Origin of the sequence: Pseudomonas piscis, assembly GCF_009380155.1 — a bacterium.
Classification (GTDB): Bacteria; Pseudomonadota; Gammaproteobacteria; order Pseudomonadales; family Pseudomonadaceae; genus Aquipseudomonas; species Aquipseudomonas piscis.
In genome coordinates, this window is sequence record NZ_WHUV01000004.1 from 605,691 (window position 1) to 629,027 (window position 23,337).

21 protein-coding genes are annotated in these 23,337 nt (G+C 65.2%); 7 read left to right on the forward strand and 14 right to left on the reverse strand.

The features are described 5' to 3' along the window. Window positions 1-93: 93 nt before the first annotated feature. The gene (locus GDH07_RS24625) at window positions 94-2,112 is read left to right on the forward strand and encodes a pilus assembly protein TadG-related protein (RefSeq protein ID WP_152899156.1); all 2,019 of its coding nucleotides are present in this window, start codon (window positions 94-96) and stop codon (window positions 2,110-2,112) included. On the opposite strand, the gene GDH07_RS24630 is transcribed toward GDH07_RS24625, so the two are convergent. Both GDH07_RS24630 and GDH07_RS24635 read right to left on the reverse strand, forming a co-directional pair. Then, a complete protein-coding gene (locus GDH07_RS24630; RefSeq protein ID WP_152899157.1) occupies window positions 2,097-4,862 on the reverse strand; it encodes an ATP-binding protein in 2,766 nt (921 codons plus the stop codon). The genes GDH07_RS24625 and GDH07_RS24630 overlap by 16 nt on opposite strands. Further along, window positions 4,859-5,296: a TadE/TadG family type IV pilus assembly protein gene (locus tag GDH07_RS24635; protein ID WP_152899158.1), complete on the reverse strand. Its 438-nt coding sequence runs from the start codon at window positions 5,294-5,296 to the stop codon at window positions 4,859-4,861. The genes GDH07_RS24630 and GDH07_RS24635 overlap by 4 nt, the downstream gene beginning before the upstream one ends. Before the next feature lie 74 nt (window positions 5,297-5,370). On the opposite strand from GDH07_RS24635, the gene GDH07_RS24640 reads away from it, so the two are divergent. Both GDH07_RS24640 and GDH07_RS24645 read left to right on the forward strand, forming a co-directional pair. After that, a complete protein-coding gene (locus tag GDH07_RS24640; RefSeq protein ID WP_022642080.1) occupies window positions 5,371-5,838 on the forward strand; it encodes an A24 family peptidase in 468 nt (155 codons plus the stop codon). Window positions 5,839-5,961: 123 nt separating this feature from the next. Then, a complete protein-coding gene (locus GDH07_RS24645; RefSeq protein ID WP_282878930.1) occupies window positions 5,962-6,744 on the forward strand; it encodes a response regulator in 783 nt (260 codons plus the stop codon). A 39-nt stretch (window positions 6,745-6,783) separates the two neighbouring features. Here GDH07_RS24645 and GDH07_RS24650 read toward each other — a convergent pair whose 3' ends face one another. Genes GDH07_RS24650 through cpaB form a run of 8 tightly spaced genes read right to left on the reverse strand, consistent with a single transcriptional unit; the run spans window position 6,784 to window position 14,234 of the window. Next, window positions 6,784-7,050, reverse strand: coding sequence for a DUF3613 domain-containing protein (locus GDH07_RS24650; protein ID WP_152899159.1), 267 nt, complete (start codon window positions 7,048-7,050; stop codon window positions 6,784-6,786). 2 nt (window positions 7,051-7,052) lie between these two features. After that, on the reverse strand, window positions 7,053-7,787 hold the full coding sequence (locus GDH07_RS24655) for a tetratricopeptide repeat protein (protein WP_152899160.1): 735 nt from the start codon (window positions 7,785-7,787) through the stop codon (window positions 7,053-7,055). A 10-nt stretch (window positions 7,788-7,797) separates the two neighbouring features. Next, a complete protein-coding gene (locus GDH07_RS24660) occupies window positions 7,798-8,682 on the reverse strand; it encodes a type II secretion system F family protein (RefSeq protein ID WP_343038329.1) in 885 nt (294 codons plus the stop codon). Window position 8,683: 1 nt separating this feature from the next. Then, window positions 8,684-9,565 carry a type II secretion system F family protein gene (locus GDH07_RS24665; protein ID WP_152899161.1) on the reverse strand — a complete coding sequence of 294 codons (882 nt, stop codon included), beginning with the start codon at window positions 9,563-9,565 and terminating at the stop codon, window positions 8,684-8,686. Window positions 9,566-9,582: 17 nt separating this feature from the next. Next, a complete protein-coding gene (locus tag GDH07_RS24670; RefSeq protein ID WP_053132208.1) occupies window positions 9,583-10,854 on the reverse strand; it encodes a TadA family conjugal transfer-associated ATPase in 1,272 nt (423 codons plus the stop codon). After that, a complete protein-coding gene (locus tag GDH07_RS24675) occupies window positions 10,851-12,044 on the reverse strand; it encodes a CpaE/TadZ family protein (protein ID WP_022642087.1) in 1,194 nt (397 codons plus the stop codon). The genes GDH07_RS24670 and GDH07_RS24675 overlap by 4 nt, the downstream gene beginning before the upstream one ends. Beyond that, on the reverse strand, window positions 12,041-13,276 hold the full coding sequence (locus GDH07_RS24680) for a type II and III secretion system protein family protein (RefSeq protein WP_152899162.1): 1,236 nt from the start codon (window positions 13,274-13,276) through the stop codon (window positions 12,041-12,043). The genes GDH07_RS24675 and GDH07_RS24680 overlap by 4 nt, the downstream gene beginning before the upstream one ends. Before the next feature lie 19 nt (window positions 13,277-13,295). Beyond that, window positions 13,296-14,234: a Flp pilus assembly protein CpaB gene (cpaB, locus tag GDH07_RS24685; RefSeq protein ID WP_152899163.1), complete on the reverse strand. Its 939-nt coding sequence runs from the start codon at window positions 14,232-14,234 to the stop codon at window positions 13,296-13,298. A gap of 337 nt (window positions 14,235-14,571) precedes the next feature. Between cpaB and GDH07_RS24690 the strand changes: the two genes are divergently transcribed. Further along, the gene (locus GDH07_RS24690) at window positions 14,572-14,775 is read left to right on the forward strand and encodes a Flp family type IVb pilin (RefSeq protein WP_152899164.1); all 204 of its coding nucleotides are present in this window, start codon (window positions 14,572-14,574) and stop codon (window positions 14,773-14,775) included. A gap of 55 nt (window positions 14,776-14,830) precedes the next feature. Then, window positions 14,831-15,244, forward strand: a complete 414-nt coding sequence (locus GDH07_RS24695) for a response regulator (protein WP_152899165.1) — start codon at window positions 14,831-14,833, stop codon at window positions 15,242-15,244. A gap of 113 nt (window positions 15,245-15,357) precedes the next feature. On the opposite strand, the gene GDH07_RS24700 is transcribed toward GDH07_RS24695, so the two are convergent. Both GDH07_RS24700 and GDH07_RS24705 read right to left on the reverse strand, forming a co-directional pair. Beyond that, window positions 15,358-17,034 carry a ShlB/FhaC/HecB family hemolysin secretion/activation protein gene (locus GDH07_RS24700; RefSeq protein ID WP_152899166.1) on the reverse strand — a complete coding sequence of 559 codons (1,677 nt, stop codon included), beginning with the start codon at window positions 17,032-17,034 and terminating at the stop codon, window positions 15,358-15,360. 190 nt (window positions 17,035-17,224) lie between these two features. Further along, a complete protein-coding gene (locus GDH07_RS24705) occupies window positions 17,225-18,796 on the reverse strand; it encodes a collagen-like triple helix repeat-containing protein (RefSeq protein ID WP_152899167.1) in 1,572 nt (523 codons plus the stop codon). 391 nt (window positions 18,797-19,187) lie between these two features. On the opposite strand from GDH07_RS24705, the gene GDH07_RS24710 reads away from it, so the two are divergent. Next, window positions 19,188-19,637 (forward strand): DMT family transporter, encoded by a 450-nt coding sequence (locus GDH07_RS24710; RefSeq protein WP_022642095.1) that lies wholly within the window; start codon window positions 19,188-19,190, stop codon window positions 19,635-19,637. A 6-nt stretch (window positions 19,638-19,643) separates the two neighbouring features. Here GDH07_RS24710 and GDH07_RS24715 read toward each other — a convergent pair whose 3' ends face one another. After that, the gene (locus GDH07_RS24715) at window positions 19,644-20,507 is read right to left on the reverse strand and encodes a MaoC/PaaZ C-terminal domain-containing protein (RefSeq protein ID WP_152899168.1); all 864 of its coding nucleotides are present in this window, start codon (window positions 20,505-20,507) and stop codon (window positions 19,644-19,646) included. A 2-nt stretch (window positions 20,508-20,509) separates the two neighbouring features. Next, the gene (locus GDH07_RS24720) at window positions 20,510-21,862 is read right to left on the reverse strand and encodes a 3-oxoacyl-ACP reductase (RefSeq protein WP_152899169.1); all 1,353 of its coding nucleotides are present in this window, start codon (window positions 21,860-21,862) and stop codon (window positions 20,510-20,512) included. A 162-nt stretch (window positions 21,863-22,024) separates the two neighbouring features. On the opposite strand from GDH07_RS24720, the gene GDH07_RS24725 reads away from it, so the two are divergent. Beyond that, window positions 22,025-23,302 (forward strand): acetyl-CoA C-acetyltransferase, encoded by a 1,278-nt coding sequence (locus GDH07_RS24725; RefSeq protein WP_022642099.1) that lies wholly within the window; start codon window positions 22,025-22,027, stop codon window positions 23,300-23,302. The last annotated feature ends 35 nt before the right edge of the window (window positions 23,303-23,337 follow it).

The following is a 23,337-nucleotide window of genomic DNA, read 5'->3' on the forward strand; positions in this document are numbered from 1 at the left end:
GCACCTTGCCAGCGCTGGTGGCGGAGCTTGACTACACTGCTTGGCATCGATGGAGGCAGCCCCAGGGTTGCAAGTCGGTAAAGGAGTGCCTCGATGTCTCCCCTCAAGCGGTTTTCCGGTCCTGCCCGCCAGCGTGGCGCCATCGGCCTGATGGCGGCGGTCACCTTTGGCCTGGCGCTGGTGTTCATGCTGCTGGTGGTGGACAGCGGCCGGTTGTACCTGGAACAACGCAAGCTGCAACGGGTAGCCGACAATGCGGCCCTGGAGGCGGTCAGTCGCGGTGGCACCTGCCAGGCCGGCCTGACGGCCGCCGCCTATGCCAACCAGAACGCCACTCGCAACGGCTTCACTCCTACTGCCGGCAGCAGCACCCTGGCCGCCAGCTGCGGCACCCTGGTCACCGGCGCCAACGGCCTGCGCAGTTTCACCGTCAACCCCACGCAAGCGGTGGCGGTACGAGTGATCGTCAGCAACACCGTGCCCATCAGCGTGGCCGCTGGAGTCGTCGCGCTGTTCTCTCCGGGCCCGATCAACCTCACCACCCAGCTCAGTGCCACGGCAGTGGCCGCGGCGCCGACGCCGCCGGTGGCGCAATTGAGCATCCGCAGTACCCTGGGCACGGTCAGCACCGCGCAGTCGAGCATTCTCAATCCACTGGTGGGCGGCTTGCTGGGCGGCAGCCTGAACCTCACGGCCGTGGGCTGGAACGGCCTGCTCAATACCAACATCAACCTTTTGAGCTTCCTCGACCAGCTGGCGATCAATCTCAACGTAGCGGCAGGCAACTATACCCAGTTGCTCAATACCACCACCACCCTGACCAAGCTGATCCAGGCGGCGATCACCGTGGTCCAGGCCAACGGCGCGACGGCCGACATCCTCACCGCCCTGGGTAACCTGCAGATCGCCGCGCTCAATGCCGCACCGCTGAAGCTGGGGGATATCCTCAAGCTGCAGACCGGCCTGCCAAGCACGGCGCTCAATGCCAGTGTGCAGTTGTTCCAGCTGCTGCAAGCCTTTATCCAGCTATCCAACAGCAACAGTGCGGTGGCTGCTGTCGTTCCGGCCAATATCCTGGGCCTGGCAAACGTTACGGTACAGGTCAAGGTCATTGAGCCTGCGCAACTGTCAGCCATCGGTGATCCTCGTTTGGCAATGGCCGATCCGTTGGGCAGCAACCGAATCTATGTACGTACAGCCCAGGTACGTACACTTGTGTCTATCAACCTGACCGGTCTTTCCGGGGTGACGGGCCTGGCCAACGCATTGCTTGGCTTGGTTGGGTCGCTGACGCCGACGCTCAACAGCTTGCTGAGCCTCAACCTTGCGGCCACGATCAATTCCGTGGGATGCCTGCTGGGGGCTGGTTGCGAACAGATCGATCCAAAGTTGCTCCCCTCACCGGAGATCGACATCAACTTGGAGCTGGGTGGGGCCGAAGCCTATGTGACCAACTACAGCTGTCCCTCTGGAACCACGGGAACCAAGAGCCTGACCGTGCATAGCAACTCATCGGTTGCCGACATCAAGATCGGTCAGATCGATCCCAGTACTACCTTCTCTTCCTCGACGGCTCCGGTGGTCAAGCCCTTGCCCATCGTCGATCTCGGCATCTGGACCTGTCACAAGATTCTTGGGATCGGTAGTTGTGGCCCAGCTCGCACTGCCTTTGCGGCTGGAGGCATTGCCCTCAAAGTAGACAGTTCGGTTGGACGTAGCCAAACCGGATCGAACATCGGGCGAGATCTGGTCTTCTCCAGCAATGCCACACCTTTTCCTGTTCCTCCCAATGTGAACCAGACGCCGGCTTATCAGAATGCGGCGCCGACGAGCAACATCGTCAATAGCCTGGCGGCAACGATCTCGGGCATCGGTCTGGATGTTTACCAGCCTGTGGGTAGCAATCCATTGGGGGCTGTCATCGCGGGCGTGGGAAATCTGGTCAATGGCGTTACCAGCCTGATCACGCCGTTGATCAGTAACTTGTTGAGCCCGCTGCTGGATCCCTTGCTGAACAACCTGCTGTCGAGCCTGGGGGTCAACCTCATGGATGTCGAGGTCGGCGCCAACCTGACCTGTGGCCAGACCGGCAAGGCCTACCTGGTGATCTGATCCGCCGGGACTATCGGCAGCTCGATGCAGAAACGCGCGCCGTCCGGGCCGTTGGTCACGCTCAGGCGTCCGCCCATGTTCTCGATGATCCCATAGCTCACCGACAAGCCCAGCCCGGTGCCCACGCCCACCGGCTTGGTGGTGAAGAAGGGTTCGAAGATCCGTTCCAGCAAGCGCGGGTCGATACCGCCGCCGTTGTCCTCGACCCACAACCGCACCCACTGCTCGTCGCGCTGGCCATGCACCGAGATCCACGGCTTGAAGTCGCCCTGGGCCTGGCGCCTGGATAGCAGGGCATCCCGGGCGTTGACCAAGAGGTTGATCAGCACCTGCTCGAGCTGGTCGACGAACCCCATGACCTGGACTTCGAAGCCCAGCTCGCTGATCCGCAGGTCCAGGCCCTTGCCGCGCATGCCTTCGGCCAGCAGCGACAGCGTGCCCTCGATGGCCTGGGACGGGTTGAAGGGCTGTTGCTCCACCTCCGAGCGCCGGCCGAACACCCGCATGTGATCCACCACCCGCGCCGCGCGCTGGACCTGGGCGTCGATGCGGTTGAGCTTGTCGGTCAGGTAGTCGATTTGCACGTCGCCGTTACCCAGGCGCTTGAGCACGTTGACGATGGCCATGCGCATCACGTTCAGCGGCTGGTTGATCTCGTGGGCGAGGCCGGTGGCCATTTCGCCGAGGGTGGCCATCTTCGCGCTTTGCGTCAGCTGTTGCTGCGAGCGCCGCACCTCGGTGTTGTCGCGGCCCACGGCCTGGACCTCCAGCAGTTGGCCCTGGTCGTCGAACACCCCGCGATCGGACCACACCCACCAGGCATGCTCGCGGCCCGGCAGCTGCAAGTTGATCTCGGCAGTACTCACGGGGTATTCCGGGCTCAGCAGCTTGATCCGCCGCTCGAACCCCTCACGCTGCTCAGTGGACAGCCACTGGCCCAGGTTGCTGCCCGGCAGGTCCTGGGCGGCGCATTCCAGGTAGGCCGCCAGGGGCCGGTTGCCGAAGGTCAGGGTCAGGTCGGGGCGGTAGCGGCAGATCATCGCCGGCGAGTCTTCCACCAGGATCCGGTAGCGCTCCTCGCTCTGGCGGACCTGCTCGGCGGCCAGGGTCGCCTCGGTGACGTCCAGCCACAGGCCCACGGCTTCCACCGGCAGGCCCAGGTCGTCGCGCAGCAGCCGGGCTTCGTCCAGCACCCAGTGGTAGGCGCCATGGCTGTCTTGCAGGCGGTAGCGGGTATGCACGTTGCCTTCACGCAGCAACTGCCGGCAGCGCTGGAAGTACAGGTCGTGGTCTTCGGGATGCACCCATTCCACCAGCTTGCCGTCGTTGCAGTCCTCCAGGCCCCAGCCCAGCAGCGGTTGCAGGCTGGCACTGAAGAAACTGGGTTGCAGCGCGCCTTCGACGTAGCGCTGGACGTAGATCACCGCTGGCGAGCTGGCGATCAGGTTGTCCAGCCGGGCGTGGGCTGCTGCGGCTTGTTGCTGCTGGTTCTTGATGTCGCTGATATCCAGCATGAAACCCACCAGCCGCTGGCTCTCTCCCCGACCCAGGACCTGACCCTGGAGGCGATACCAGAGTGGCGCGCCGGCAGGATCGCCATGGTGCAGGCGTACGCTGAGCAGCAATGGCTTGCCCAATTGCAACGCTTGCAGGCGGCTGGCCAACTCGGCGCGATCGGCCGGGTGGAACAGCTCCAGCCAGGCCTCGAGGCCCAGGCGGTCATGGCCCTCGGCCAAGTGCAGGCTGGCGGCCAGTTGGCTGGCCAGCTGCACCTCGGCGGTGGCCGGGAACAGCTCCCACCAGCCGGCACCCAGCAACCCCTGCAGGGCATCCAGGCGCTCCATCTGCAAATGATGGCGGTGCTCGCGCAGGCGCCCGAGCAGTGGTCCGGCCAGGGCCGCAGTGAGCATCAGCCAGTCGCGCTCCAGCAACTCCGGCGCCTGGCGCTGGACGGCGTAGCCGCCGCACAGCAGCCAGGCGGCTACGCCATGGTCGTCGCGGTAGGGCACCAGCCAACCTTCGCGGTGGGCGAAGATGCCTTGCAGGCGTGGGTGTTCGTTCAGCCCGTGGATCTGGTTCAGGCGCAGTGGCGTGTTGCCGCTTAGGCTGTCCAGGCCGCTGCCCAGGGGCTGGCCGTCTTGCCACAGGTGCGGGGCGTCGTGGGCGTGGTAGCAACTGTGGATCATCCAGCCTTGCTCCTGTTCGTCCAACAAGGCCAGGCCCAGGCAGGGGATATGCCAGGCATGGGCCAGGTCGGCGAGCAGGTCGTGCAGTACTTCCGGCAGGCGCACCAGGCTGCATTGGCGGATCTGTTCGCTGCTCTGGGCGGCGAAGATCTGGCTGCGCTCGCGGCACAGGGTCTGTTGGCGTTGTTGTACCAGGTCGCCGATGTCCAGCAATTGCAGATGCCAGTTTGCGCCTTGCTGCTGGACCCAACCGCGCAGGTACAGGACCTGGCCGGCGAGCCCGCGCAATTGCAGGTCCAGCACCTGGCCGCTCCAGTCGGCGGGACCGCCTTCGAGGGCCAGGGTGCTGGCGGGTATCACGTAGTCGACCAGTCGGGTCGGCTCGGCCCTGGGCGGCAACTGTGCCAGGGCGTGGCGCAAAGGCCCGGTGATGCTCAGCACCCTTGCTGACGCATCGAGGACCAGCAGCAAGCCGCTGTTCTGGATAGGGGGCTCTGGCGCAGGGTCGCTGGCCGCTGGCGGGCGGCCGAGGAAACGCCCGAAGAGCTTGTCGCCGGGACTCAAAATTGCAGGCTCGATTGAACGGACAGGCTGCTGGGCAGGCTGGGCACCGGGCCGATCACCGGCAGCACCACCTGGGGCATCACCCGGTTCAGCTTGCTGATGGGATAGCTCACGCTGACGGTCAGTACGCCGCCGCTGTAGGTCGCGCTGTAGTCGTTGGCGCCGAAGTTGAAGACGGGCGGAATCCACCTGGTCTGGGCCTGCACCACGGCGAGGGCGAGGTTCTGCACCGTGGTGGCGTAGTTGGGCGTATTGGGGTCGACCTTGACGGCCTGGCGCAGTGCCTCGGCGGTGGCCTGGTGGAAGGATTGCATCATCAACAGCGGCACGCTGTAGGTGACCAGGCCGTAGAACACCGCGAAAAAGATCACGAAAACCGCCGCGAACTCGATTGCCGCAGCGCCTTTCTGTTTTCTAGGGAGGCCCGGTTTCATGAGTGCGTCTACCCTGACAACCACTATGTCCATTGAGCATAGGATCAATCCGCCGAAAGGGACTGTTCTGGCCGATGCATTTCTTGGTTTTGTGGAGCTGGTTGGCACTCTGTGCGTTGCAGGACCTGCGCCAACGGCGGATCGCCAATATCCTGACCCTGGGCGCTGTGGTGCTGGCGGCGCTGTACCTGGCGTGGGCCGGCAGCACCTGGCTGGGAGCACCGCCCGCCGAAGGGGGCTGGGCCCTGGTGGTAGCCCTGGCGCTGACTCTGCCCGGGTATGCCATGGGCAAGATGGGGGCGGCGGATGTGAAGCTCATGGCGGCCCTGGGCCTGGCCTCCGATCTCCAGCATTTGCTGGGCGCGTTCATCGGCGCCGGGCTATGCAGCGGACTCTGGTGGTTGTTTGTCCGGCTTTGCAGGTTGGCCAGACAGGCACTTGGGCCACCTGTCCGGGAGGAGCCTTCGCGGCCGTCAAAAAAATATCCCTTCGCGCCTTTTGTCCTGGCTGGAATGGTCTTAACTGTGATGGTGGCCCATTAGTCGCCGGGCCGTTTAACGCTATGTACATAGTCGGAAAGTAGGTCTAGGTTCTAGTTCAGCGGCCTGGATCATGCGAGGCACACAGGAGTGGCCGGTCGGCGCCGGGCCCGCACGGAGTAACACGTGAACAAGCTCACTTCACAGATGAAAGTGCTGGTGGTGGACGATCAACCCCTGATCGTCGAGGAACTCTGCGAGTTCCTGGAGGGCAGCGGCTATCGCTGCGTGCCTTGCCAGTCCAGTCGCGATGCGGTGGACAGCTTCGCCAGGGATCCGGAGATCGCCCTGGTGCTGTTCGACCTGCACATGCCCGACCTGGACGGCATCGAGCTGGTGCAGGAACTGCAACGCATCGCCGGCAAGCACCGGGTATTCGAGGCCATCATGCTCACTGGCCAATCCGACAAGCAGGATGTGATCAAGGCCCTGCGGGTAGGAGTGGCCGACTACTACCAGAAACCCATCGACCTGGCAGAGCTGCTCGAAGGCTTGCGGCGCCAGGAGGCCGCCTTGCAGGAGCGGCAGAAGAACCTGCACCTGGGGCAACTGAACCAGAAGCTGCAGTTTCTTTCGGAGTCCATCGACGATCTCTACCAGGACCTGGACAAGGTCCGGCGCAGCCCCGCCGACCCTGGAACCCAGGGTGAGCCAGGGGCCGAAGCCGATACCGTCGAGATCCCGACGATCTTCCACCAGCTCTCGCCCCGCCAGCTGGACGTGGCTCGCCTGGTGGGCAAGGGCCAGACCAACTACCAGATCGCCTGCGAGCTGGGTATCACCGAGAACACCGTCAAGCTCTATGTTTCCCAGGTCTTGCGCCTGACCCACATGCACAACCGCACGCAACTGGCCCTGGCCCTGTCGCCGAGCAATTCGGGCCTGCGCCAGCGCGTCACCGAGCACTGATCCCTGGCGCCTGTGCGGCGCCAGGCGATGCCTTGCCAGCTACTTGTTATTGATCTTCCCGCCGGCATCCGGATTGTAGAAGTCCGGGATCTCGTACTGGTATTTCTTCAGCCAGCGCTGCAGCGCCAGTTCCTGTTCGCGGGCGGTGGCGGTCTGTGGTTGTGGCGAGGCCTGCAGGTTACGGCTTTGCAGCAGCAGCCAGCCTTCGGTCTCCTGCTGCTGGGGCGAGGCCGGGCCGGGGTCGATGGCCTGGGCCGCCAGGGGCAGGGCCAGTAGCAGGGGGCAGCAGAGCATGGACAGTTTCATCTTCAGCGCTCCTTGGCGGGTATTGCGTCGGGTTGCAGGCTGGCCGCGCCACTGGCCACCTGGGTCACCCTGGCGACGGGTTTTCCAGAGGTCTTGAGTTCTTCGGCGCGGGCTTGGGCCTGGGCGAACTGCTGTGGGTTCAGGCGTGCGCGGCTGACCACTTGCGAGGCCTGCTGCCAGTTGTCCTGGTAGAGCAACAGGGTCACCAGGTTGATGGCCGCCAAGGGGTCGGACTGCTGGAGCTCGATGGCGGTCAGAAACTCGAATCGGGCGTCTTCGAGTCGTAGCTGGTTGAGGTAGACCACACCCAGGTCGTTGCGGATCTTCTCGTTGGTCGGCGCCAGGCTGGCGGCCCGTTGCAGGTGCGCCTGGGCCTGGCTGTTGTCGCCCCGGGCGGCGGCCAGCTGGCCCAGGCCGTGTTCCCCTTCGGCCGCCAGGCATGACCCCAGCAGGCTGCGATACAGCGGCTCGGCTTCGCTGCGGCCCAGCAAGCGGTAGACCCGGGCCTTGCGCACCCGGACCTCGGCCAGGTTGTCCGGCAGGCTCTGCAGGTTGGCCAGGCCGGCGTACAGCTTGCCATCGTTGGTCATGTCGTCGGCCAGGTTCACCGTCAGTTCCTGTTCGGAGCTGAGCTTGGCGCAACTGCTGGAGCTGGTCAGGGCCGCCCAGGGCGCCTGGCCGTTGCTGGCGCAACCGCCCAGCAGTGCCAGGCAGGTGATGGCGATCAGTGGTTTCATCAGGTTTCCTCTAGGACGCGAAGGCCCGGGCGATGGCGGTGAAGCCTGGCCCGGCCAGGACGATCAACAGTGCGGGGAAGAGAAACAGCATCATTACCACCGACATTTTGGCCGACATTTTCGAGATGTATTCCTGCAGGCGGGTCAGGCGCCGGTCATCCAGTAACTGCTTGAGCGCTTGCAGCGACTTCATCGCACCACCGCCTTGCAGGATCAGTTGCTGGAGGATCACGCAGGTGTCGGTGAACTCATCCACCGCCAGCAGCATTGCGGTCTGGTTCAGTTCGTGGCCCAGCTCCAGGCCCGAGTCGACCCGTGCCAGGACCAGGCGCAGTTCATGGGTCAGCTCCGGCAGCAGTTTCTGCGCCTCGGTACTCAGCACCCGCAGCGCCTGTTCCACGGCCATGCCCGATTCGAACAGGATGCGCAGCAGTGGAATGAAGGTGGAGATCTCCAGAGCAATGTGTTTCTGCCGGCGCAGGGCGAAGTAGGCCAGGGCGCGTTTGGGCAGCAGGTAGCCGGCGCCGGCGGAGAGCATCGGCAACAGCCACTTGTTGGCGGTGTTGGGGTAGGCCACTTCCTGGATGAACAGGGTCAGGCAAACCACCACCAGTGGCGTGGCCAGTTGCAGGGCGGCGAACAGCGAACGCTGGTTGGCGCGGCGCCAGCCCAGGCGGTTGAGCAGGATCTGGGTCTCGCTGTCCATGCTCACCGCGCGTTGGCCGAAGCGGCTTTCGCCAAGCTGGCGCAGCCAGCTGCCCAGGCGGCTGTCGCGGGTCATGTGGCCCTGTAGCCGTTGGGTGACCTGGCGCTCGCGCCGGCGTTGCTCCAGCACGATGTTGCCAAGCAACAGCGCGGCTCCGAGGAACAGCAGCAGCGCCGCTAGCAGCAACACTTCAGATACTCCTCAGCATGCGCCACAGCGCGAGGCAGCCGACGATCTGCAAACACACGGCGGTGATCAGCATCCTCTGCCCGGAGGGGTCATGCCACATGCCGAGCATGTAGCCGGGATTGGTGAACATGAAGTAACCCACCAGCAGCAACGGCAAGACGCCCAGGACCCAGGCGGTCATGCGGGTTTCCCCGGTCATCGCGCTCAATTGCCGGGCCCCTTGCTCGCGCTCGCGGATCAACTTGATCAGGTTCTCCAGCAGCTCGCTGGCATTGCCGCCGTAGCGATGGTTGACCTTCAGGCCCAGGGCGAACATGCGCAGTTCGTCCCGTTCGTAGAATTCGGCGAAGTCGCTGACCGCCTCCGGCAGGTTGACCCCCAGTTGTACGTTGCGTTGCACCCGGCCCATGGCTTGCTTGAGTGGGTCGCTGCTCGATTCGATGGCCCCCAGTACCGCATCCGCCAGGGTCCGCCCCGATTTCAGGCTGCGCACGCTGTGGTCCAGCAAGGGCGGCAGCTGTTCGATCATGCGCTTGATCCGCCGCTGGTAGCGCCAGCTGACGTACAGGCGCAGCAGTATGGGTGGCCCCAGGGCACCGCCCAGCAGGCCGAACCAGTGGGCCAGCAGATAGCCCAGCAGCATGCATAGGGCCCAGGCTGCCAGCCACAACCCCAGGCGTTCGCCGGGCTGGCCCAGGCCGGCGCGGATGAAGGCGCGTTCCAGGCCGGTCCAGGAACTGGGGGGTGGTGCCTGGTCGGGCTGTCCTTCGGCCAGGCGGCTGAGTACTCGCTCGCGCTCGGTCTTGCGTACGCCGTGATAGAACAACCAGCCGGACAGCCCCAGCAAGATCAGGCAGATCAGGGTCAGCAGCAGCGCGATCATGGCTCACCCCCGGCGGTTCAGTTGAGGCCCAGCCCGATTTCCCGGCGCAGCTTGTCCCCGGCGGGGTTGAGCGCCTCGCGCAGGAAACCGAAGCCGGTGCGCCGATCCAGGCGGAACAGGGTATTGGTGACGTAGATGTCGTCGCGGATGCCCACCACTTCCACCACCTCGCTGACGCAGCGACGGCCGTCGGGCATGCGGCTGAGCTGGATCACCACGTCCAGGGCCGCGCAGATCATCTGCCGCAGGGTGCGCTCGGCGACGTGGCGACCAGTCAGGCCCACCAGGGTCTCCAGGCGCAGCAGGGCATCCTGGGCATTGTTGGCATGCACGGTGCTCATGGAGCCGTCGTGGCCGGTGTTCATCGCCGTCAGCACGTCCAGCACCTCCACGCCGCGGATCTCGCCGAGGATGATGCGGTCCGGGCGCATCCGCAGGGCGTTGCGGATCAGGTCGCTGGCCTTGACCTCGCCATGGCCCTCGGCATTGGGCGGACGGGTTTCCAGGCGCACCACATGGGGGTGTCCCAGTTGCAGCTCGGCCACGTCCTCGATGGTCACCAGGCGTTCATGGGGATTGATCAACTGGCTGAGGATGTTCAGCAAGGTGGTCTTGCCGGTGCCGGTACCGCCGCTGATGAGGATGTTGCAGCGCTTGCCCACCGCGTCCTGGAGAAACTCGAAGATCGCCTGGTCGATGGTCTGCATGGCGATCAAGTCGCTGCTCTTGAGCATGTCCTTGCGAAACTTGCGGATCGACAGGCATGGGCCGTCCAGGGCGATCGGCGGAATGATCGCGTTGACCCGGCTGCCGTCTGGCAGGCGCGCATCGACCATCGGCGAAGACTCGTCGAGGCGCCGGCCCAATGGCGCAAGGATCCGTTGCATCACGCGCTCCACGTGGTGCGCGTCGATGAAGCGCAGGTCGCTCTGGTGCAGCACTCCGTCGCGTTCGACGAAGACCCGGTGCGGGCCGTTGACCAGGATCTCGGTCACCGCCGGATCGCGCAGCAGCACTTCCAGGGGGCCGAAGCCGGTCAGCTCATCGACGATCTCCTCCGCCAGGCGCTCCATTTCATAGCGGGAAATGGCCAGGTGCATGCGCGCGATGTATTCGGCCACCTTGTCGGTGACGAACTGCGAGAGGTTCTGCCGCGAGCTTTCCAGCAGGTTCTTTCCCGACTCCTCGATGGCATCGATGATGTAGCGATGCAGGACCAGCTTCAGGCCTTCGTGGTCGGCGTTGCCGCTGGCGCGGTTCGACGCGCCAAAGAGTTTTTCTCCGCTCATCGGCCCCCCATGATCCGGTTGAGCCAGCCGGCCTTGGGCTGGGGCAGGCCTTGGGAACGCTTGGCCAGGCGTTCACCCAGGGTCCGCAGGGCTTGTGTCAGTTGTTCACGCGGGCCCAGCTCGAACAGGGTGACGCCCTGGTTCTTGGCGTTCAGGCGCAGCTCGGGGCTGAACGCCAGTACCGCGATCACTTCCAGGCCGAAGGTCTTGCCCAGGGTGTCGGAGTCCGGGGCGACCGAGCGCAGGTAGCGGTCCACCAACAGGCGCGCGTGCTCCAGCTTCATGCCCTTTTCCCGCCAGTGGTTGAGCACCTCCAGGTTGCGCCGGCAGTCGAGCACGTTCTGGTCGGTGCACCACAGCAGCTTGTCGCAGTGGCTGACGAAGGTGCGCAGGGCCTCGCTGTCCGGTTGTCCCACCAGGTTCACCACGATGTGCTGGAAATGCTGGCGCAGGGCGCTGAGCAGCATGTACAGCTCCGCCGCGCTGGTGTGTTCCAGGGGCTCGTCGTGGCTGGCGTAGGCGAGGATCCGCAACCCGGCCTCGGCGCTGGTGAAGGCGCTGTCGATCAGGGTGGTATCCAGGCGGCGCAGGTGGCGCAGGGCATCGCCGAAGTGGAACGAACTCTCCAGGCCCAGCAAGGCCAGGCTGTCGCCCCTGGGTAGTCCGAGGTCCAGCAGCAGGGTCTGCTGGCCGCTCTTCTGCACCACCAATGCCAGATGCCCCGCCAGCAGCGCGCCGTCGCCATCGCCTTGGGCGCCGTAGAGCACGGTCAGGCCGCCCAACTGGGTGCTGGGGGTGACCGCGGGCAGGCGCTTGCTCAAGCGCCGGACCAGCCCGGCGACCTCGCTGGAGCGCGAGCCGTAGGCGACGAAATCGCGAGCCCCGGCGCGCATGGCGTTGAGCACCAGCTGGTTGTCCATGCCATCGCCCAGGGCGACGATCGCCAGCATCGGCTTGGCCTCCAGGGCACCCTCGATCAGCGCCGCCTGGGCCACCACGTGCTCGCGGTCGAGGCCGACGAACACCAGGTTGGCGCAGGTCACGTCCACCAGCGCCAGCAACTCGTCCAGGCTGCCATCGGCACCCACCACTTGGCCCAGGGGCGCCAGGGCGCCCTGCAACCACTCCAGGTCGGTGCTGTTGCGGGTGATGGCGAGGAAGGTCTGGCTCAGGTTCTGGTTCTGGCTCATTGCGACAGCCCACTGCGTTTATCGAAGTTGCCGTTCTCGAGGAAGAACATGCGATAGAAATTCGGATCGTAGTTGCGCAAGCGTTCGCCGGGCAGGGCCGGCAGCTTGGCATCCACCGCCAGGGGCTGGACCAGGTGCGGAGTGACCACCATCAGCAGTTCGCGTTCTTCGCGGCTGATGGAGTTGTCGCGAAAGAAGGCGCCGAGCACCGGCAGGTCGCCCAGCCCGGGAAACTTGTTGACCTGGGAGCTGTTGCGGGTGCTGATCAAGCCGCTGATGACGAAGCTCTCGCCGTCGGCCAGGGAGATGCTGGTATCGGTACGGCGGATGGTCAGGGCCGGCACCCGGGTACCGGCGATGGCCACGGAGTTGCTGTAGTCCAGCTCGCTGACCTCGGGGGCGACCTTCAGCGAGATGCGCCCGCGATCGACGATGGTGGGAGTCAGGGTCAGGCGGATGCCGAACTCCTTGTATTCGATGGTCACGCTGTTGCTGCCGGTGCTGGGCACCGGGATGGGGATTTCGCCCCCGGCGAGGAAACTCGCGCTCTGGCCATTGAGGGCCACCAGGCTCGGGCGGGCCAGGGTATAGGCGAAACCGCTGCCTTCCAGGGCGTTGATCAGGGTCAGTACCCGGCCGCCGCCGAAGCCGATGTTGAACGAGTCATTGTTCAGGGGAATGCTGCCGAAGACGGGCGTGGTGCTGCCGGAGCTGCTGCTGGTGACCGGAACGGTGTTCGGCGAGCCGATCAGGAAATTGTGCCCGCGGCCGAACAGCGAGACGCTGGCTTCCTTGAGCTTGGTGCGGCTGACCTCGACGAAGCGGATATCGGTCTGCACCTGGCTGGGCAGCGGCGCATCAGCGCTGCTCGATACGCGGGCCGCCTGCATCTCGGCGCTGGCCCGGCCCTGGACGAACACCATGCTCTGGCGCGGGGTGCTGGAGCAGGCGGTCCAGACCATCAGGCTGGTGGCTCCAGGGCCCATGCCGGTGAGCAGAAAGGCTCGGTCGCCGGTGGCCTGGACATCGGCGATCTTCGGGTCGCCCACTGCCAGCCGGGTGATCGCCACCGGCGATTGCAGCTGCTGTTGCAAGCCTTCACCGACTTCCAATACCCCGGGCAACGGGGCCAGGCCCGAGCAGCCCGTTGCCGGAGCGGCCTGGACCGGATTCCAGAACAGTTGGCCCAGGGCCAGCAGGGCGATGAAGGTCGGCGTGGAACGACTGCGCATGTATTGCATCCTTGCTCAATCAGGGGGTCTGTTGGGTGACCTGGTTGCCACGGATCACCTCCACCGCCGGTCGTGGCGCGGCGCCCTGGACGGTGGGGCTGCGGGGCGCGCGGCCCAGGGCCAGTTGGGTGAACTGGAACAGGTTGCTGCTGGCGGCATCCAGGTGCTCGACCGCCTCTTCGTTGCCGGCCCAGTAGTGGGCCAGGCGTTGCTCCTCGCTGCTGCGCACTGCCAGGCGCAGCACGCCGACCTGGGTGGCCAGCATCATCCGGCTCAGCAGTTGCTCGGGCACGGCCAGGACCACGGTGCGGGCGTTGATCCGGTGCTGGTCCTGCTTGAGTCGTTCGTCGTTGCTCAGGGCGTTGCCCGGTTGGCCATCGTTGGTCAGGCCCAGTTGTTCGCCCACGGCCAACACCCGGATCGCCGGCACGGCGATCTGCGCCGACTGCTGCAGGTTGGCGCTGTCCTGGCGCAAGAACAGCAGGACGTCCACATAGTCGCCGGGGCTCAGTTGGCCTACAGCCCCGATCACCTCGTCGACCGCCACCGCCAATGCGCGCTCGTCGCTGTGGATCATCCGGGCCAGGGCGCCGCCACTGGTGAAGCTCTGCTCGTTGAGCCAGGTACCGGCGCTCAGCTGACGCCAGGGGATTCTGCCCACGGCCTGATCGATGGCACTGAGACTGCCGGACGGGGCGGTGCGCAGTTTTTCCAGGGCCAGGTCGCTGGCGGCCAGGGGCACGAACGGCGGGACGTCGTGTACCAGCACCACCACCGGCTGGCGCGTCTGGTCCTCGGCAGTGCTGGCGGTCTGTTCGACGACGGTGCTGGGAGTGGGTGGTGGCGCTGCGACTGGAGCGGGCTCGGGTTGACGGCTGAGCACCAGGCCCCAATACCCGAAAAACACCGCACCGACCAAAAGAAGTCCTGCCAGACCCATAGTGACGCGACTGTTCATGAAGGCTCTCCCTTTCCTGCTGCACTACAGCCCGTGACAGCCCGTGATTCCAAACGAGTCGATTCGCAATCAGGCAGCTATGAACATGTAACTATTTCGCTATGTGAAGGTAGTAGAGCTAGGACGAAATGCCATTACCTGGCCAAAAAATAGCTGACAAAAGTACAGCGCTCTCAACAGTGTCTGGATTTCTGGCGGTTACCTTCCAACTAATACTTAGTGATTAATCCGTTCTTACAGTTGCTGGGCCCTGTTTTGTTGACAATGCTCAATTAGCACCGGGGAAATGGACCCGGTGCGGTTCTATCGGCGCCGTCTGGCGCAAAGGAGAGCTAGGATGATCCTTCAATATTTGTTGCTCAGGGCGCGCCTGTTTCTTGACCGTACCGAAGGTGCCTCGGCCATCGAGTACGCGATCGTGGTGGCGATGGTCGCCGTGGTTGTGGTGATGTTCGTGACTCCCCTGGGGAACCAGGTAATGGCAACCTTCAACAATATTCTCGTCGCCCTGGGAGGTGCGCCAGTGGTGCGTACCCCTTGAGGCAGGCAACATGCTGCAATGAAGGCCGTCGAGCAGCCCGTTCAAGGTAAGGTTCATGAGCACTCCAGCCACCCCACGCCAGCAACTGCTTCTTGTGGATGATGAAGAAGACGCACTGATGGAACTCGCCGAGCTGCTGGAGGGCGAGGGTTTCACCTGCTTCACCGCCCTCTCGGTGAGGCTGGCCCTGGACCATCTCACCCGCCATCCGGACATCGCGCTGGTCATCACCGACCTGCGCATGCCCGAGGAGAGTGGCTTGTCGTTGATCAAGCGCCTGCGCGAGCACACTTCGCGCCAGCACCTGCCGGTCATCGTCATGTCGGGCCATGCCGACATGGACGATGTCAGCGACTTGCTGCGCCTGCAGGTCCTGGACCTGTTCCGCAAGCCGATCTACCACGTGCGCCTGCTGGAAACCCTCAACAACCTGTTCCCCGAGCCCCGGCTGCAAGTCGTCGGGCCCTGACTCCCTTATCTCGCCACGGGTCCCGGATTACCGGGGCCTTGGCGTGCCCGAGACATGGCGAAGCGGCAAAAAAAGGCCCGCCGAGGCGGGCCACAAGTCACGCAACTGTTCGTTCAGAGCTGGTAGCTGAAGCTCAGGCTGTAGCGCGGCCGGCGGTTGTAGGTGTCCAGGGCTTCGTCGGACATGGGCTTGGCGGCTTCCACGGCGATGTTGTAGTGCTTGGTGTCGCCAAAGCGCAGGCCGACGGCGGCCGACGACAGGCTGCTGCCCCTGACTGGCAGTTCGTTGAACCAGGTCTTGGAGCGATCCAGCACTACGTAGGGCTGCAGCACCCGGACCCAGGTTCCTTCGCGATTGAAGCTGTAGTTGACCTCATAGGCCACGCCCCAGCCCTTGTCGCCGGTGGTCTGGTCATCGGGGTAACCCCGGGCGAAGTTCTGGCCGCCAAAGCTGGCCCGTTCGCTGTCCGGCAAGTTGTCCCGGCTCCAGTACAGGGCGCCGGACAGCACGCCCTGCCAGTTGTCGAGGAAGCGATTGCTCTGCACGCCGGCCAGGCGCACACGGAAGAAGTCCAGGTCGTAGAGGGTGTTGTTGGTCTTGGCGCCCATGCTGTCGAGGCCGCGGTACAGGCCGGCGCTGAGGATTCGCAGCTGGCGTTGGTCCGACTTGCTCCAGTCCCCTTCCAGTGCCAGGGCGCGAATGTCGGTCTTTTCCTCCAACGTCAAAGGCAAGCCATTCACCCGGTAGCGGGTCTTGTCGTTCACCGCGTACAGGCGTGTACCGACGGTGAGCATTTCGTTGGGCGAGGCGATGAAAGGGTGGCTGACACCAATGGAAAACCGGTCGTTCTCGCGATGGGGTTCCAGCACCAGGCCGTTGCTGAGCAGCACGTCGCTATGGGGATCGGCTCGATAGCGTGCACCGTACAGGCTCAGCTGGGTGCCCTCCGACCCCAGGAGCTGGTTGTAGTCCAGGCGGTAGTAGTGCTCCTTGTCCTTGCCTGGCGGGAACAACCCGCTGAGGGCCAGTTGCTCGCCCCAGGCAGTCTGCGCATTACTGCTGATGCCCACCAGGGCCTGCATGCCATTGCGGTTGTCCTGGTTGCTGTTGAGGGTGGTGGTGATGGGCTTGCGGCTGGCCACGGCCACCAGCCCGGTCGCGCCGTCGGTGGTGCCAGGTGGTGGTACCACGGCCTGCAACGTCACCCCGGGCACCCGGCTCATCAGCGTGGTGTAGCGTTCGAAGGTCTTGCGGGTCAGCGGGCGCTCGGCCTTGAGCTTGGCCACCAACTGGTCCAGGTAGGCCGACACCGGGCCGATGTCACCCTGCAACTGGTAGTCGCGGATGTATCCCTCCACCAGCACGATCCGCAAGGTGCCCTGGTCGAAACGTTGCTGTGGAATGAAGGCGTAGGACAGCAGGTAGCCGTCGTCCTGGTAGCGGCGAGTGATGCTGCGCGTGGCTTCGATCAGTTGACTGAAGCTGACCTCATGGCCGATCAGCGGCTGGTAGATGGCCGCCAGCTCTTCCAGCGGATAGACAGTGCCACCTTCGATCTGCAATTGGCGCACGGTGACCTTGGTGCCCATCATCAGCGGTTGCTGGTCCCTGGACGTCGTGGGTTCTTCGGGGAGCTGCAGCTGCGGGCTGGCCGGGCGGTAGGCGTCCAACGGCAGGTTGGGGGTCGGCAGGTTGTTGATGCTGTCGTTGTTGTTGAGGAAGCGCGGCAGGGAGTCGGCAAAGGCGCTGGAGCAGCACCCGAGTAACAACAAGCTGGCCAACGTACGCATAGGACACTCCATGGTCGAATTGCGGTGGAGCCAAGAATGCTCATGCCTGGTAGCCGTCGGGTACAGGCCCGGGGCGGCGCAGAAATGTCGTGCCCAGGATGAACAAAAAGGCGAGAGACCCATTTGAATCTCTCGCCTTCAACCAAGCGTAGGCGCTGTAGGTGGGGCCGTCGAATCGGCCAGGTGCAAATTATCGAGTGCCGCCCAGGGCGCCGGTCAGGCCTCCTACCACGCCGCCCAGGCCGCCGTTGGTGGTTCCGGTCGAGGCACCGCCATTGATGGATGCTCCGACATTCAGGCCACCCAGCAGGCCGCCGCTGGGAGCATTGCCGCCGTTGACCAGGCCACCCACCGAGGCCACCGTGCCGCCCACTGCGTTCAGGGTTCCGCCCAGGGCCGTGCCGACCTGGCCGGTGCCGGTGCTGCCGGCGAGACTGGTGCCGACGTTGCTTACCGCACCGCCCACCTGGTTCAGCAGGCCGGCGATCGGTGCGCCGGTACCGGTGGCGGCACCCACTTGCTGGGTCAGGCCGCTGGCCGCCGAGGTGACCGGATTGAGCGCCGAGCCGAGGTTCGCCCCGACGCTGGCCAGTGGCGCGGTGATTAGCAGGTTGGGAGTACCGCTGCCACCCAGCGCGCCACCGACCGAGGCCACCAGGCCACCGGCGGAGGCGCCGGTGACGCCGCCGGCGCTGACGGTGCCGTTGGTGTTGCCGGCGTTCAGGCCGTTGCTCAAGTTAGCCACGGCGCCGCCCACGGTTTCCAGCAGGCCGGTGTTGAGCCCGGTGCCGCCGCTACCACTACCATTACCGCTACCACCACCGGAGGCGATCAGGTAGCCGCCGGCAGTACCCAGGCTGGTGCCGGTGTTGTTCAGTGCATTGCCCAGCAGTCCGGTGACCGGGCTGCCGTTGCCGGCATCGCTGACTTTGTCGCCGGTGTTGTCCAGCGCCTGGTCCACCTTGTCGAGCAACCCATTGACCGGAGCACCGAGTCCTGTGGCGCTGCCCAGCTTGCCGGTGGCGCCTTCGGCCAGTCTGACCACCGGCACCAGGGCCTGGTTACCTACATTGTCGGTCAGGGTGCCCAGTGGGCCGTTGCTGGTGGTGGTGCTCAGGGTATTGCCGAGCATGGTCACCCGGGCGCCGACGCTGCCCAGTGCAGGGGCGACGCGGGTGACCACGCCGCCGACTACCGGCACGCTCTGGGTGCTGGTGGCCAGCTTGCCACTGAGGTCGGTGACTCCGGTACCGACGTCGCTGACCACGTTGCCGACGGTGGCGGTGGTCTTGCTCAGGGCCTTGGGATCGCTCCCCAGCTTGCCCAGGCCATTGGTCAGGCCATCGCCCACGGTATCCACCACGTTACCGGTGGTATTGACCGCACTTTGCACCACGCCGCCGACCACGGGGGTGCCGCTCAGTGAGTCGCCCAGGCCGCTGACCCCGGTGCCGACACCGCTGATGGTGGTACCCAGGTCCGATACCAGGCTGCTGGTGGTCAGGGGGGTGGTAGTGCCGCCTGTACCTCCGGTTCCGCCTGTGCCACCTGTACCTCCGGTTCCACCCGTGCCTCCGGTGCCACCGCCAGTTCCGCCAGTTCCGCCCGTGCCACCGCCAGTTCCACCGTCGCTACTGGCAGGCGATGAAGAACTGCTGCCGCCACTTTTGTGGCCGCCACCGCCACCGCTGCAGCCGGCCAGGCTGAGGGTCAGGATCATGGTCAGGGCCGTTAACGTCTTCCATCCGAATTGAGTGTTCATGAGAGTTGTTCCTTGCACCTGTTACAACGTCTGTTGTCTTCGATGGCTCGCCAGTTCTACTGCTGGAGATGTCGTCGTCCGTTGTCCAGATGAAAGTCGCGAAGGGAACTTCGAACAATTATGAAGTTGGTATTAATGACTTATTCTTCGGCTCCCGGATGCTTATAAATGAATAGCCTGAAAGTATTGAAAGAGTCTGCGTGTATTTAAGAAAGGCTATCTAAAACAACAACTAATGAACTTGCCGGGCAGCACCGCTGGCGGCCCTCGACCAAAGTTATATACATACAATTAATAGGGTGAAAAAGCTTGGCTGCAGCGCTGGCTGGCCCGTGTTGCCAGTCGAGGCACTGGCTTATACTGCGCGCCTTAATTTTTGCAGGAGCTTTTGATGTTGACTCCAGTCTGGTGGCTACTGTGCCTGCCGTTCGTTGCCGGTGCCCTGATTGCCTTGCAAGCCGGGGTCAATGGCCAGTTGGCCAAGCAGGTCGGTAGTGTGTTCGTCGCGGCGATGATTTCCTTCTTCGTCGGCACCATGGCGTTGCTGCTCCTGGTGTTGATACAGCGCGAGACGCCATCGTTGAGCGCCCTCAAGGGGCTGACCTGGTGGCATTGGTGCGGGGGCTTGATGGGAGCGTTCTTCATCACCGTCGCGGCGTTCGCCGGACCGCGCATTGGCGCCTTGCTGTTCATGACGCTGGTGCTGGCCGGCCAGTTGAGCATGGCTCTGGCCCTGGATCACTTCGGTTGGGCCGGGTTTCGCGAGGCGCCGATCAGCCTCGGCAAGATGGCCGGATTGCTGCTGATCATCCTTGGAGTCGTGCTGATTCGCCGAGGGTGACGACGCTCAGGGCAGTGGTTGCCAGTCTCCTTGCATATGTTGCAGTCCACCCTTGCCCAGCAGTTGCAAGTCGCCGCTGGAGCCGGCGGCGCTGGCCAGCAGGCGGACTTCGCCGGGTAGCAGCACCGGCTTGGCGAAGCGCACCGTGATCTGCACGCCCGCCGTGGGCAGGTGCTGCTCCAGCGCCGCCAGGGTCCGGGCCTTGCTCCACAGGCCATGGGCGATGGCCTGGGGAAAACCGAACAGTCGCGCGCTCCAGGCGCTCAGGTGGATCGGGTTGTAGTCGCCCGACACCTTGGCATAGCGCCGGCCGCTATCGCTCTCTGCCCGCCAGTTGGCCACGGCCTCCAGGCCTGGGCCTGGCTCACGTTCGGCAGGGGTTGGCGCTGGCCCGGAAGCGCCCAGCTTGACCCCGCGACAAAGCATCTCGCTGCGGGCTTCCCAGAGCGGCCCCAGCAGGTCGTCGATGCTGGTCACCAGGTCGAAGGTCGCGCCCTTGGCGTGGGCGCGCAGGTTATCCACCCGGACCCCGACCCGCACGCTGCTGACATTGCCCATGGGTCGTAGCACGCGGATCCGGTTGCCCAGGTGCACCAGCCCCAGCAAGGGAAAGGGGAAGTCGCTGGCGGTCAGCAGTTGCATCTGCAGCGGGAACGCCAGCACATGGGGGTAGGTGGCGGGCAGCAGGCCGTTGTCGGTAAACCCGCAGACCTTGCGGTAGGCCGCCAGTTGCCCGGGGTCGAGGCTGATCCAACAACGCAGGCCCTGGTCGGGCAAGTGCGTGCCGCTGATCTTGCGCCGCAATGCGGCCTTGAGAAACAGCGTCGGCAGCGACGCGGGAATGTTCAGCTCATGCCAGTGTCCTGTCATCTTCACGCTCCCAGTACGCTTTGGCCGCAGACCCGCAGGGCCTGCCCGCTGACCGCGCCGCTCCCGGGCTGGGCGAGCCAGGCCACGGCTTCGGCGACATCCTGGGGCAGGCCGCCCTGGCCCAGGGAACTCATGCGTCGCCCGGCCTCGCGCAAGGCGAAGGGTACGCTGGCGGTCATCTTGGTCTCGATGAACCCTGGGGCCACGGCATTGATGCTGATGTCCCGGGCCTTGAGCCGTGGCGCCCAGGCCTGGGCCAGGCCGATCAGCCCGGCCTTGCTGGCGGCGTAGTTGGTCTGGCCGCGGTTGCCGGCGATACCACTGATGGAGGCCAGCAGGATCACCCGGCCATGCTCGTGCAGGCACTGGCTGTCCAGCAGCGCCTGGGTCAATACCTGCGGTGCCCCGAGATTGACCGCCAGCACCGCATCCCAGTATTCCGGGGTCATGTTGGCCAGGGTCTTGTCCCGGGTGATGCCGGCGTTATGCACCAGGATGTCGAGGCCCCGGGGCAACTGTTCGAGCAACCTTGGCGCTGCGTCTTCGGCGCAGATATCCAGGCTGATGGCCTGCCCGCCAAGGCGTGCGGCCAGGGCCTCGAGGTCGGCCTGGGCCTGGGGAACGTCGAGCAACAGCACCTGGGCGCCATCCCGGGCCAGGGTCTCGGCGATGGCCGCGCCGATGCCCCGGGCCGCCCCGGTGACCAGGGCCTTGCGCCCGGCCAGGGGCCGGCTCCAGTCCCGGACCTGGGCGGTGCAGGGCTGCAGGTGCAGCACCTGGCCGGAAACGAAGGCGCTCTTGGGCGAGAGGAAGAAGCGCAATGCGCCTTCCAGCTGGTCTTCGGCCCCGGCCTCCACATACAGCAGTTGCAGGGTGGCGCCGTTGCGCAACTCCTTGGCCAGGGAACGGCTGAAGCCTTCCAGGGCGCGCTGGGCACTGGCGGCGAAGGGCGCGTCGAGGCTTTGCGGCGGGCGCCCGAGCAGCACCAGGTGGGCACTGGGCGCCAGGTTGCGCAGCAGCGGCTGGAAGAATTCGCGCAATTGCTTGAGCTGGTCGATCTGCAGTAGTTCGCTGGCGTCGAACACCACGGCCTTGAGCCTGGGGCCGTGTCCGGGAATCCAGGGGCTGGCCAGGGCCGGGTCGCTGCCATAGCTGTAGATCGCATCGGTCAGGCGTGGCGCGAGGTCCGCCACCCGTCGCGCCAGGGGGCCGCCGCCGATCAGCAAGGCACCTTCGATGGGCCGCAGGCGGCCAGCCTGCCAGCGCTCCAGGCGCGCCGGCGAGGGGAGGCCAAGGGCCCCGACCAGGCGCTGGCCGATGCCCGAGTTGGCGAAGTCGATATAACGGTCGGACATGGAACGCACTCCGCAGGTTGGGGTTCAAAGTGTGGACCACGAATGGCTTCGGGTCGTTCGATCAGGGGTTCTCCCTCCAGGGCCGAGCAGGCGCCGGATGAGAACCTACGCTGGTGGAGGAGATACCCACCGCAGTCGCATTCACCGAACAGGGAGCTTTCCATGACACAACTGCGTCGCGTCGCGATCATCGGCGGCAACCGTATCCCCTTCGCCCGTTCCAACGGTCCTTACGCCACCGCCAGCAACCAGGCCATGCTCACCGCTGCCCTCGAGGGCTTGATCGAGCGCTACAACCTGCATGGGCTGCGCATCGGCGAGGTGGCGGCCGGAGCGGTGCTCAAGCAGTCCCGGGATTTCAACCTGACCCGCGAATGCGTGCTGGGCTCGCGGCTGTCGCCCACCACCCCGGCCTATGACATCCAGCAGGCTTGCGGCACGGGCCTGGAGGCGGTGTTGCTGGTGGCCAACAAGATCGCCCTGGGGCAGATCGACTGCGGCATCGCCGGTGGTGTCGACACCACCTCGGATGCGCCGATCGGGGTCAACGAAGGGCTGCGCAAGATCCTGCTTCAGGCCAACCGGGCCAAGGGTCTGGGTGACAAGCTCAAGGTCTTGTCCCAGGTGCGCCCGCGCCACCTCAAGCCGGAGCTGCCGCGCAACGGCGAGCCGCGTACCGGCTTGTCCATGGGCGAGCATTGCGAGCAGATGGCCAAGACCTGGGACATTCCCCGAGACGCGCAAGACCAGCTGGCCCTGGACAGCCACCTGCACATGGCCGCCGCCTATGCCGAGGGCTGGCACGATGACCTGCTGACGCCGTTCCTCGGCCTGACCCGGGACAACAACCTGCGCCCGGACCTGACCCTGGACAAGCTCGCCGGACTCAAGCCGGCATTCGACCGCAGCGGCCAGGGCACCCTCACTGCCGGCAACTCGACCCCCCTGACCGATGGCGCCTCCCTGGTGTTGCTGGGCAGCGAGCAATGGGCCCGGGAGCGTGGCCTGCCGATCCTGGCCTACCTGCGTGACGGCGAGGCGGCAGCGGTGGACTTCGTCCATGGCGCCGAAGGTTTGCTGATGGCTCCGGTGTATGCCGTACCACGCCTTCTGGCGCGCAACGGCTTGAGCCTGCAGGACTTCGACTACTACGAGATCCACGAAGCCTTCGCCGCCCAGGTGCTGTGCACCCTCAAGGCCTGGCAAGACCCGCAGTACTGCAAGTCGCGCCTGGGCCTGGAGGCGCCCCTGGGGGCGATCGATCGTTCGCGACTCAATATCAAGGGCAGTTCCCTGGCGGCGGGACATCCTTTCGCCGCCACCGGCGGGCGCATAGTCGCCAACCTGGCCAAGCTGTTGAGCGTGGCCGGGCAGGGGCGTGGGTTGATCTCGATCTGTGCCGCGGGCGGGCAGGGCGTGACGGCCATCGTCGAGCGCTGACGGCGCCGGCCAGGCGAGGGGCATTCCCCTCGCCG